Raw genomic sequence first — 11013 nt, 5'->3', positions numbered from 1 at the left:
GTGCGTGGCGCTTTTTTTTGCTTAATCGTTGAGCGCTCGACCGGGCGCTAACTGTCGCAGCAGTGAGACCAAGACTTGAGGAGAATTCCCCTTGCGACAGTAGGCGTCAATGCCCGCTGGTATGCCCTGCACCAGCACGTCGTCTTCCGATAGCGAGGTATGGGCGATGACGGGCACGCGCATGCAGTGCGCCAGCTTGCGCAACTCCTGCGCGACGCGAAAGCCGTTCATGATCGGCATCTCCATGTCGAGCAGCACGACACTCGGCATCCAACGCCGGGTGATCTCGAAGCACTCGACACAGTCGGCCGTTCGCACTTCAAAACCCTCAAGCTCCAGCACAGTAGCCATTGCCTGAGCGAAGTCTTCATCGTCATCGATCACGAGGGCGCGGATGGGCGGGTCGACCGAGTCGAATGTGCGCGTGCTCCAGACGCGCGAGGGCGGGATAAGGGCGGCGGACATGGCGTCAAAGAACGTGTGGACGAATTTGTTTGCGTTTTAGTTAGCAACGCCGATGCCCATTATTGCAGCAATGGTGTTCAAACGAACATTGAACTGATGTTATGAGCGTGCCTGTCAAGGTTTCGTAGGACCAAAAGTTGCGCTTATGACATTTTTCCTTCCAATCGAGGCGCGTCCGGCATGTCTGAGCAGTCAAAACTTCCCATCATCGAGACCGGCATCCCGGAGTTGGACGTGATACTTCGCGGCGGATTACCGAAAAATCGATTGCATCTCATTGAGGGCGCGCCGGGCACCGGTAAAACAACGCTGGGCTTGCGCTTTCTACTCGACGGCGTCAACCGTAATCTACGGTGTCTCTATGTCACGCTGTCGGAGACGAAGGAAGAATTGGTCACGACGGCGAGCACGCATGGATGGAATACTCATGGTATCGAGTTCTTCGAACTCATTCCCGAGGAGGCACAGCCCGAGCGGCAGCAGACGGTGCTGTTCCCGACAGAAGTCGAGTTCGGGAAGACGATCGAGCAGCTGACTGAGCGCATCGAGGAGTTCAGTCCCGACCGCATCATCATCGACAGTGTTTCAGAGCTGCGCATGCTCGCGCAGGACAAGCTGCAGTTCCGCCTGCAGATGACCTCGCTCAAGCGCTTTCTTCAGCAACGCGACGTAACTGTCCTTTTACTGGACGACCTGAGCGAAAGCGACAAGGGTGACCTTCACAGCTTTTTTCATGGGGTGCTGTCATTAGGGCTGTTTGAGCGCGACTATGGGGCCGCGCGGCGGCGCATGCGCATTGTCAAGATGCGCGGGGTCAATTTTCAGAGCGGATGGCATGACTACGCGATCGTCACTGGCGAGATTTTAGTGTTCCCTAGTCTCATTGCCGAGGAGCACGAAAGTGATGTGCAGGGCGCACCGCTCCAGAGCGTCTTCGACGACTTGAACAGCGTTTTTCCACAGGGTCTGGATCGCGGCACGACCACCATGCTGATTGGCCCATCGGGAGCGGCTAAGTCGACGATCGCCATGAGTTACGCGCTGGCGGCTCAGCGTGGCGGGGAATCAGCGAGTTACTTCTCGTTCGATGAGACCTATGAGACCTTCCAACGACGCAGCGAATCCATGAATCTGGATCCGACCGAGGCGATGGATGCTGACAAGTTCTTTTGGCGGCGCATGAATCCGTCGCGGATCTCGCCTGGCGAGTTTGTCTGGCAGGTACGAAGAGATGTCGAGGACCGTAATGTCCGCGTGGTGGTAATCGACAGTATCAACTCGTACTTGAGCACGATGCCAGAAGAGCAGTCACTGATCTTGCATTTGCATGAACTGCTCAGCTATCTCAACAAGCGGGGCATCGTGACGATTTTGGTTTTAGCACAACAAGGCGTGGTGGGCGATGTCGAGAACCCTGTCGACCTCAGTTTCTTAAGTGACACCGTCATTCTGTGCCGGTTCTTCGAGGCTGCAGGCACGTTGCGCCGCGCGTTGGCAATCGTGAAGCGGCGTACCGGCGTTCACACGCTGGCGATTCATGAATATCGGCTCTCTTCCTCCGGCATGAAGGTCGGCCCCGCGCTGACCGAGCTGCGCGGCATCTTCACGGGCGTGCCGGTCTACACCGGCGCGCACGAGGAGCTTCTTGACCCGGCTCCCAACGACGGAAAATAAGATGAATCTAAACGCTAGCCCTTCCACTGGCGCAATCGCGATTTGCGCGCCTTCGGGGGTCGACGCAGAGACGATCGCGCAGGAAATCAACGCGATTGGCTTGGAGACAAGTATTCTCGCCACCCTTGACGAACTGGGTGAGCGGCTGGCGGCAGAGGATAGCGAGGAGTTTGCTGGGCTGTTTGTGACCGAAGAGGCGTTGGTCGACGAGATGTCACTTGCAGACGCACTTCGCCAGCAGCCGGTCTGGTCCGATCTCCCAGTCATCATTCTTACCGTCGCGGGTCACCGTGCCAGCAGCCGCAAACGGTGGGCGCTCTTCACAAGTCTGGGCAACGTCACCCTGCTGGCCCGGCCGCTGCGTCGTGAGGATCTGCACAGTGCTGCACGCGGCATCGTGAGAGCACGTACGCGGCAGCATGAAACACGGGCACACCTATTTGAACTGAAGCTGACCGCGCGGAATCTCGAACAACGCGTGCAAGAGCGCACGGCTGCCTTGATGGAAATGGAAGCGACCTTGCGGCAGTCGCAGAAAATGGAGGCGATCGGCCAGTTGACGGGCGGCTTGGCTCACGACTTCAACAATCTTCTCCAGATCATCAGTTCGAATACTGAACTGGTCAAACTGCGAGTGCGGCAAGGCAACCTCGCGGATCTGGGACGCTACATCCACAATGTGTCAGGGGCGACGGAGAAGGCAGCCGCGCTCACACATCGGCTGCTCGCATTCTCGCGCCAGCAGACCCTCGATCCGAAGCCGGTGGATCTGAACAGGCTGGTGCTCGATATTTCGGACCTGGTCAAGAGCACGGTCGGCCCGTCGATCAAACTCGAAACGACATTGCACGCGGATCCAGTACTGACGCTCTGCGATCCACCGCAGCTTGAAAACGCCTTGCTGAACCTATGTATCAACGCGCGTGACGCCATGCCTAACGGCGGCCGTCTCACCATCCAGACGGATCGTGCCTCGCTCGATGAGGATCGCTCCACGCGTCACGGACTTGTGCCGGGCGATTATGTCTCGGTCGCAGTGACCGACACCGGGGAAGGCATGTCGCCAGAGATCGCCGAGCGGGCCTTCGATCCGTTTTTCACCACCAAACCGATGGGCCAAGGCACCGGGCTCGGCCTCTCGATGGTCTACGGCTTTACGCGCCAGTCGCACGGGCATGCCAGTATCGAGACTGCACCGGGCAAGGGAACGACGGTGCGCCTATTGTTGCCGGAGCTGGTACCTGAGCGGGCTCTGACGCCAAACAACGCTTCCGGCCAAACGGCTATCGATCTCCCGCCGACCTTGACGGTGCTGCTGGTCGACGATGAGGATGGTGTACGAACCCTGATCACCGAAATCTTGCGGGACGCGGGCTACGCGGTGATCGAGGCAAGCGACGGGGTCGAGGGGCTCGAAGTCTTGCAGTCCAGCGTGCCCATTGATGTGGTCATTACCGACATTGGCATGCCGCGAATGACCGGCGTGGAGATGATCGAGCAAGCGCGTGAATCGCAGCCTGACTTGAAGGTACTGTTCATCACCGGTTACGCGCAGCAGCAGGTGTCGCTTGGTCAGCAACTCGACCGGAATGCCCAAGTACTGACCAAACCGTTCGTGATGAACGCCTTGCTCGAGCGGGTTGCCGCGATCCTGAAGCCTTCATCGAGGCCGTCAGCCTCCTGACGCCGCGCGAGGATCGCTCCGCCACGCGGCGACGGCGGCCTGGGTCGCCTCATAGGCGGCCTCATAAGTGGCGAGCGCTGTTTCGACCTGACAGATGATGCGGGTGCTATGCGTAAGCACATCCTCTTCAAGAATGGCCCATACCCAGCCTCCGGCTTCCCTGTGAACTGCCACAATTTCGAAATCGATGTGCATGCTGCGATCGTAACAACTGCAGCGGCCGACTTGCATGAGCGTGTGCACACATCGCAGCAAGTCGAAAAGCGAGACCGACACCTTGAGAAGATGGCTGTCTCCGCCCGCGACGAATTAACCCGCTATGCCGCGAAACTGGCGCGCTGTTCAAGTTGGCTGCATGCCGAAGATGGCAGCACGAGAGTTTCGAGTGCGCGACGCAGGTTCAGCACGCGTTGGCGCTGCGTGGCCACGAGCAAAAATTCAGCTTCAATGTTCGAGATGCGGGCGTGCCAGTAGCTGGCGGTCAGGCGCGAAAGCGCTTTGATTTGTCGCATGCCACTGAGCACAAATTCGAGATGCGCGATCTCACGATCGGCGAGCCATGTTGCTCGCTTAGCTGATGTACTGGTCTTCATGCTTTCCCCGTACGCCGCACCGTGAGAATTTTTTCGCGCGACTGCAAAAATGCAATCTTCGTACCTTGCTACTAGAGGAGATCGTCGGATGGAAGCAACTTTTGCCGACCATATCGAAATCGTTTGCGTCTAGTCGATTGCTCAGATAACCCTTTTGGTATGTGCGCTACCCCGCGCAGCCAGATTCTGGGGAATTGGCAGGGAAGCCAACAAACATTGCAAAAACGCTACCAGGTATCCCAAAAATGCCCCGTACAGGGGCCTTCGCATGAGGCAAGCTGTCGCTCGCCTGAAAAGCGAATCAAGTCGATAGATCATTCATAATCGGTTTGATCAATCAATGCCGCTATGGTGAGTGCTCTCTCAGGCTCGTCATGGCCCTCGGATGACGACGAGCTTTTCTACGCCGACTCTATGCCAGCTTTTTTCCGTGCGGGCGCTAGCAACAATTGCCTTCAGAGCGGCGTTGTCTTGGTGTTCGAGACACTGGGGTCCGCCATCGGAGCGGCCGAACTTTCTGTCTCGCTCGCGCCGGTGCCAGTTGTACGCTCCACTTCCACGTCGTGCCTCGATGGTGTCGTTGACAATTGCAGTACGGCTGGATGCCTCCTAGCCCACCACTACTTCTCCAAAATCAGAAAGCGGTTCGTCGTGGCAGCGCCTTGCTGTCGGTCGAAGTTCGCTATAAATCCATCTCCGGACAGGTGCGCGATGCGCTGTATGCCGCCTGCGCCATCGACATCGATTCGCGCGTCGCGCAGGGGCACAATGCCAGTTACAGCACTTACCGACAGCACGGTGCCCGCTGCACAACGAATGGTGCCCATGCTACGCGCTGCGGCTGAGCGCCGAGCGTTCGTTATGCACGAGCGTTAAGCATAGGGCACATTTCGGAGCGGACCAGCCGTTCGAGCGGCCAGCGTAAGGCCCAGGCTAACGGCAATAATGGCCGATATTGGAAGTCGTATCCATTACCCGCGGCCCCCTCTTCCACAACCCTCACGGCCTCAGCCTGTCGGCTCCAATTCTTTTTTGTGACATGTAAAGTCACATAGACCTTCACTCAGAGCCGCGCAACTGCAACGTCCAGGCGATGGCAGGGTTCAGCGCAGCGAAAGTCGCGAAAACCAGGAAAGCGGTCATGAAGCCACTGGCGATATGAGCCGTCGTGATCGCGCGCGCTATGTCTGGTAGCGACCTCAAGGCGGTTTAATCGTGCTGGACCGCCGCAGCAAAGGTCACCTTGCCGTGAGCAAGCCGACCAAACTTGTGGAAAACGCCCCGATTAGAGTAACGAAAGGCCAAAACGAGGTCACTGGTAAAATTGGAACATGGAAAATCGGGCGGGAAAGATGGGCTTCGAAAAACTCGCTACGCTCAAAGCACAACTGAACGAAGACGCCAAGAACAGGACGCGCGCGTCAGGCGTTTCGCCATCTCGCGTCAAAGCAGGAGCCGCGGTCATACGACGGTCGAACCCCCTACGGACCTCTGACGCCGCAGCACATGCAGTCGCGACGCTGCAAAAGAACTTTCCACGCGCTTTCCCGCGCAGCCCTACACCTAAGGTGCCGCTCAAGGTCGGAATTCTCAAGGATGTGCTCGCCCAAGCGGCGTCAATCGGACTGAGTGCGCGTGACATTCGTAACGGCATCAAGCTTTGGTGCCGTGGTCATCATTATTGGACGTGTCTTACTGAAGGCAGTGCGCGCATAGACCTTCACGGGGCGGTTGTTGGCGTGGTTTCCGCGGACGAGGCCGAATACGGAGCAAGCCAGGAAAGCATGCGGCTCGCGCGCAGGCGCAAGCAAATGGCGAAGGATGGTGGCCGACAAACGCGTTGAAAATACAAAGCCGAAGCCATTACTTCCCGCTTTATATAAATAGTATTAGTGCGCTTATGTAGGAATGCTATTTATATTCCACGTCGACTGACATGTAGAAAGCGACCCATTGATCATTCGAGGTGGCTATGCGATCTGACCGAGTGCGCCATATACGAACGTTCGTTCAGCACCTCGCTGAACGCGGCAACGTGCGCACGGCAAGTATCGGAGTACAGACCTCGGGCTGTAATCGTCCCCGAGCGCTTCGGTGTTAAGCGGCGTCACAGCGTTCTGATGCTGCGTTTAAGACTAGATCCGAAGGACATGAAGGAGGGGTCGACATCACGTCTTACTCAGTGCGGGAATCAGCGATGCTTACTTGACGACCGCCCAAAGTGACGTATGATGGACTTGTATATTGCGTTGCAGCAAAATCGCGCTCGGTCAGAAATACGCTTTCTTTAAAAAACTGAACTCAGGAGCATCAATGTTTTCTTCTATTTCAGCAAATCAAACGTTTGCCGATCCTGCAGGGAGCCTTCAGGTAATTGTGAATGTTGCAAAGCGGTACGCAAGTGGGCTTCAGCAACTTGCTGAACTAAACGTGCAGACAGCCAAGACCGTCTTCGAAGAGAGCGCTGCCGTTGCGAAGGCCGGCTCGCAGGCAAAGCCCGGCGATTTTCTGAGTTGGCAATCGACTCTGCTAGCTGAAACGCCTGAAAAGGCGGCCGCGTATACTCGGCATTTCTGGCAGATCGTTCGTGCGACGCAGACGGACATTCTCAACGAAGCGCGTGGCCCGATGGAGCAATTCGGCTTCGTACTGAAGAAAGCGTCCGATTCTGCTTCGAAAGAGGCTGTCGGACTGCTGGCCGGTGCCGCCGAAGCATCGACCAATCTCGCGGATGCAGGCGCCGGGGTCATCGAGTCATCCGAGAAGGCCCTGCGTTCCGCCAAGGCCGAAGGGAAGCGTTGATACGCGCCGTTAGTCTTCACGTGCCACTGTTGACTTTTGAAACCCGCATCACGCGGGTTTTTTGTTCCGCTCGACCGACGGTAGATCGATGAATCCCTTCCATCCGCTTGCGTGGGCGCACGACTCGTTCTGGTCGATGTTTCCTCGCGAAATTGTTGGTCTCACGGCGCAATGCTTCGACAATCCCGAGACAGCGATCGCAAGCACTGCGACTCTGCAGTCACCGGAGAGCGAAACGAAAAAGACGTGCTCCGAAGATGAACTGCCGCACGGCGAGAATCCAATCGTGCAAGCAGGCACTGATCGCTGGTTGAGCAAGAGTTTCGATCATGGCAACGAATGCTATCGATTCAAGATCTACGTTCCGACCGCATACGAAGGTCAGCCGCTACCGATGATCGTCATGCTCCACGGCGCGCAGCAGGACCCGGACGACTTCGCGTCGGGGACCGAAATGAACATCGTCGCCGAAGAGAACGGCTACATCGTCATCTACCCAGCGCAGTCGGAAAGTTCAAATCCATTGAGATGCTGGAACTGGTTCATGCCGGCGAATCAGGCGCGCGAATCAGGCGAAGGGGCGGCCATCGCGGCCCTCACGCGCGAGGTCGCGGCCACGTACAACGTGGATCGCGCTCGCGTTTATATCGCGGGTATGTCGGCGGGCGGGGCACTGGCCGTAAATCTCGCTGTGACACATCCGGAGCTCTACGCGGCCGCGGCGATTCATTCGGGCCTGGCGTTCGGCGTCGCCGACGAGCAGATGACAGCACTCTGCGCGATGAATGACGGCAAAGGCAAAGTGCGCTTGCCCGACACCCTGTCAGGCGACGCAAAACCGCCCGCGGTGCCTCTGATCGTCTTTCACGGTGATGCCGACGACACGGTGCATCCGCGCAACGGCGAACAGATCATGTCGATGAGCCAGTTGCTTCATGGTATGTCCGACGACACAGTGATGTCTTCTTCGATATACGTCGCCGACGAAACGGGCGGCTACGCTTATACCCGGAAAGTGTTTCACAATCGCGACGGCGAATCGAACGGCGAGCAGTGGGTCGTGCACGGACTCGGTCATGCGTGGTCCGGAGGCCATCCCAACGGCACCCATACAGACATGCGCGGACCGGCGGCCAGCCGAGCTATTGTGCGATTTTTCGGTCAATTCGTGAGAGTGGATAGCCGACATTACTGAGGGTTCAACGACGAAGTCCGCTCTGAATCCTCGTCCTTCGCGGCCTAGACTTTGATTGACATTTCAGGTGGTCGATCATAGCTGTCCGAAAATAAGATTCTCTAAAGCCAGGCCACCGTTCTGAGGGCTCTTGACCGCATCGAAGCCGAAATCGACGCGATGGACCGACTGCGCGTGCGTAGGCACGCAAGAGGTTCGCTATGCAGAACATCGGTTTGCAAGGCTGGAATTGGAGTTGAATAGTTGAATCGCCCAATTGCCTAAATGTCGCGGAACGGCGCTTTGAAGGGGAAGTCACGACCCACATCGCCCTTTGGGCCCTGCCGATATGTTCGACCGCGTCCGGTGGTAGGACGGACCTCACAGTGCAAGGGCGCTGCCGAAAGTCGAACCTGTGTCAACTGTACCGAGCAGTGTGGTCAACAAAGACAGCCTATTCAGCTCGGCGAAGAAAATCCACTAGTACGGCATTGAATTGGTCCGGCTGTTCCTGCTGTACCCAATGCCCGGCACCATCTATAAGGTGAACGCCGTCCATGCGGGTACAAGTCGTCGTGCGCATTCGTTCGAGCGCGCCGGGCTTACGATAGGCTCCCCAGTCGGCGGCCCCTGATATAAAGCAGGTCGGAACGTCGATAGTGCGTCCCGTGAAGAGTTCAATGTCAGCGAGGCCGATGCTGCCCGTATGGCAGCGGAACCAGTTGAGCCCACCCTGAAAACCCGTTCGCCGGAACGACCGCACATAGACTGCGAGGTCGGCTTCAGTCAGCCAGCTGTTCGTCGCCACTTCTTTCGGCGATGGCATCTCCGGAGCTACGGTGTCGGCCATACCCTTCGAGCGATCCATGATGTAGTACATTGGCAGCGTCGCCAATTCTTGCACAGAGCCTGTCGTTAGCGGATGAGGATGGTTCCCCGGCCAGTCGGCGCTCTTGACATGGTAGTAGGCACGCAGGAAATCATGTAACCCCTGCCGCGCAAGCAGCATGTCGTCGTTGGCTTCCGGCGTTGAGAAAAACGCCATGCTGTCCTTGCGAGGACGCGGCAAGGCCGCCAGTTGCGCGTCCAGTGACGGCGGCCTGGTCTTGCTCGGCTGGTCGGCACTGTCGAACGGTATTGCCGGGGGGCCATCGAACGGGAAGCTCATCATCACCAAGGAGCGAAACACATCGGGACGCACGAGCGCGCAGTAGGCCGCGATCATCGAGCCGAAGTCGTGACCCACCACGGCGGCCACGGAGCGATAGCCCATCGCCGAAACGACCGCCAGTGCGTCGCGCGCAAATGCGTGAGTGCGGAACGAGGCAACCTCACCGTCGTATCGGTCATCCCAGCCCTTAGTTCCGCCATATCCACGTTGATCAGGGGCAATAACGTGATACCCGGCCTCAGCAAGGAACGGCATAGCCTTGCGCCAGCTGTACGCGATCTCGGGAAACCCATGGAGCAACAAAACGGCAGGCCGCCCCGGCGTTTCATATCCGGCCTCAAGCACACGCACGGAGAGACCATTGATGTCGTTGAGCGTCCGCTGACGGACGCCCGGTATCGACGGAGGATGATCTGTTTGATCGCTGGACATTGATGTTTTTCTCAATTGAGCGTTGGCTATATCGGATTCCATGAGCGCGGCCGCTGACCCGGTGAAAGTCAGGAACAGCGGCAGCAGGGCGGCCCGGGTCAGCACTTCGCGCCGGGCCACGCTCGTCGGTGGCTTCGCGTTCTGGGAGTTCACTGGCGACCTTTAGTGCTTCCATGCACGACAAGCGGTCCAAATGCCTGACTCACGGGCATCAGCTCGATGATGTTGATATTGACGTGTTCAGGCCGCGTTGCCGCCCAGAACACGGTGTCGGCAATGTCGTCCGGCGTCAGCGCCTCGGCGCCGTCGTAAATCTTGCTGGCCTTTTCATGATCGCCCCTGAATCGCACGGCAGAGAACTCAGTTCCCCCGACAAGCCCCGGATCGATTTCCGTGACCTGAACGTTCGTCCCGGCGAGATCGGCGCGCAGGTTTAGGGAAAACTGGCGAACAAACGCTTTGGTCGCGCCGTAGACGTTACTGCCTGGATAGGGATAAGTTGCAGCCGTCGAACCAATGTTGATGACGTGCCCGCTTTTACGGGCAGCCATTTGAGGAATCACGGCATGCGTGACGTACATCAGCCCCTTGACGTTGGTATCAACCATCGTCTCCCACTCGTCCAAATCGGCTGATTGTGCCGGCTCAAGTCCTAGCGCGAGGCCCGCGTTGTTCACCAATGTATCGATGTTCGCGAACGACGAAGGCAGGCCACGGATTGCCGACTCGACCGCATGACGATCGCGGATGTCGAGCGGAATGATGTGGAGTTGGCCTTCCGGGAATTCAGCTGCAAGCGATTGCAAGCGATCTGGCCGGCGGCCGATCGCTACGATTTTGTGTCCCTCCGCCCCGAAGCGACGAGCAATGGCTCTGCCAAAACCAGCTGTCGCTCCAGTTATGAGAATAGTCATGACCTGTTTCCGTTTAAAGATAGAGTCGGCTTCGATAAAGCCTTTGCTTTGGCGACGAGGGGTTCCGTTCTCGTATCAAGTACAACGGATCTGGAAAGCCCATC

At 57.7% G+C, this 11013-nt stretch carries 11 protein-coding genes; 5 read left to right on the top strand and 6 right to left on the bottom strand.

Translation table 11 applies throughout. From position 1 onward, the window contains the following. Positions 1-21: 21 nt before the first annotated feature. Positions 22-465, bottom strand: a complete 444-nt coding sequence (locus P7F28_RS01450) for a response regulator (RefSeq protein ID WP_277182615.1) — start codon at positions 463-465, stop codon at positions 22-24. A 180-nt stretch (positions 466-645) separates the two neighbouring features. Here P7F28_RS01450 and P7F28_RS01445 point away from each other — a divergent pair, with 180 nt between their 5' ends. Together P7F28_RS01445 and P7F28_RS01440 are read left to right on the top strand one after the other, a co-directional pair. After that, on the top strand, positions 646-2139 hold the full coding sequence (locus P7F28_RS01445; RefSeq protein WP_277182613.1) for an ATPase domain-containing protein: 1494 nt from the start codon (positions 646-648) through the stop codon (positions 2137-2139). Between the two features lies 1 nt (position 2140). Beyond that, positions 2141-3823 carry a response regulator gene (locus P7F28_RS01440; RefSeq protein ID WP_277182611.1) on the top strand — a complete coding sequence of 561 codons (1683 nt, stop codon included), beginning with the start codon at positions 2141-2143 and terminating at the stop codon, positions 3821-3823. Here P7F28_RS01440 and P7F28_RS01435 read toward each other — a convergent pair. The 3 genes from P7F28_RS01435 to P7F28_RS01425 form a co-directional block, all read right to left on the bottom strand. After that, entirely contained in the window at positions 3812-4018 is a 207-nt protein-coding gene (locus tag P7F28_RS01435; protein WP_277182610.1) for a hypothetical protein, read from the bottom strand. The genes P7F28_RS01440 and P7F28_RS01435 overlap by 12 nt on opposite strands. Positions 4019-4140: 122 nt before the next feature. After that, entirely contained in the window at positions 4141-4416 is a 276-nt protein-coding gene (locus P7F28_RS01430; protein WP_277182608.1) for a hypothetical protein, read from the bottom strand. A 620-nt stretch (positions 4417-5036) separates the two neighbouring features. Next, on the bottom strand, positions 5037-5243 hold the full coding sequence (locus P7F28_RS01425) for a hypothetical protein (protein WP_277182606.1): 207 nt from the start codon (positions 5241-5243) through the stop codon (positions 5037-5039). 525 nt (positions 5244-5768) lie between these two features. On the opposite strand from P7F28_RS01425, the gene P7F28_RS01420 reads away from it, so the two are divergent. From P7F28_RS01420 to P7F28_RS01410, 3 genes are all read left to right on the top strand, one after another. Then, a complete protein-coding gene (locus P7F28_RS01420) occupies positions 5769-6260 on the top strand; it encodes a ProQ/FinO family protein (RefSeq protein ID WP_277182604.1) in 492 nt (163 codons plus the stop codon). A 469-nt stretch (positions 6261-6729) separates the two neighbouring features. Further along, on the top strand, positions 6730-7218 hold the full coding sequence (gene phaP, locus P7F28_RS01415; protein ID WP_277182602.1) for a TIGR01841 family phasin: 489 nt from the start codon (positions 6730-6732) through the stop codon (positions 7216-7218). Between the two features lie 88 nt (positions 7219-7306). Then, positions 7307-8413: a PHB depolymerase family esterase gene (locus tag P7F28_RS01410; RefSeq protein WP_277182601.1), complete on the top strand. Its 1107-nt coding sequence runs from the start codon at positions 7307-7309 to the stop codon at positions 8411-8413. Positions 8414-8846: 433 nt separating this feature from the next. On the opposite strand, the gene P7F28_RS01405 is transcribed toward P7F28_RS01410, so the two are convergent. Beyond that, complete coding sequence (locus tag P7F28_RS01405; RefSeq protein ID WP_368860316.1) at positions 8847-10115, bottom strand: alpha/beta fold hydrolase; 1269 nt, start codon at positions 10113-10115, stop codon at positions 8847-8849. 29 nt (positions 10116-10144) lie between these two features. Next, on the bottom strand, positions 10145-10909 hold the full coding sequence (locus P7F28_RS01400; protein ID WP_277182599.1) for an SDR family oxidoreductase: 765 nt from the start codon (positions 10907-10909) through the stop codon (positions 10145-10147). Positions 10910-11013: the final 104 nt, after the last annotated feature.

This window comes from Caballeronia sp. BR00000012568055 (genome assembly GCF_029439455.1).
Taxonomy (GTDB): Bacteria; Pseudomonadota; Gammaproteobacteria; order Burkholderiales; family Burkholderiaceae; genus Caballeronia.
Note: the sequence above shows the minus strand (reverse complement) of the source record. Positions and strands in the feature narration are given on the sequence as shown.

Coding starts and splice junctions, on each gene's coding strand:
- P7F28_RS01450 (WP_277182615.1), bottom strand. CDS start 465: ATGTCCGCCGCCCTTATCCCGCCCTCGCGCGTCTGGAGCACGCGCACA.
- P7F28_RS01445 (WP_277182613.1), top strand. CDS start 646: ATGTCTGAGCAGTCAAAACTTCCCATCATCGAGACCGGCATCCCGGAG.
- P7F28_RS01440 (WP_277182611.1), top strand. CDS start 2,141: ATGAATCTAAACGCTAGCCCTTCCACTGGCGCAATCGCGATTTGCGCG.
- P7F28_RS01435 (WP_277182610.1), bottom strand. CDS start 4,018: ATGCACATCGATTTCGAAATTGTGGCAGTTCACAGGGAAGCCGGAGGC.
- P7F28_RS01430 (WP_277182608.1), bottom strand. CDS start 4,416: ATGAAGACCAGTACATCAGCTAAGCGAGCAACATGGCTCGCCGATCGT.
- P7F28_RS01425 (WP_277182606.1), bottom strand. CDS start 5,243: ATGGGCACCATTCGTTGTGCAGCGGGCACCGTGCTGTCGGTAAGTGCT.
- P7F28_RS01420 (WP_277182604.1), top strand. CDS start 5,769: ATGGGCTTCGAAAAACTCGCTACGCTCAAAGCACAACTGAACGAAGAC.
- phaP (WP_277182602.1), top strand. CDS start 6,730: ATGTTTTCTTCTATTTCAGCAAATCAAACGTTTGCCGATCCTGCAGGG.
- P7F28_RS01410 (WP_277182601.1), top strand. CDS start 7,307: ATGAATCCCTTCCATCCGCTTGCGTGGGCGCACGACTCGTTCTGGTCG.
- P7F28_RS01400 (WP_277182599.1), bottom strand. CDS start 10,909: ATGACTATTCTCATAACTGGAGCGACAGCTGGTTTTGGCAGAGCCATT.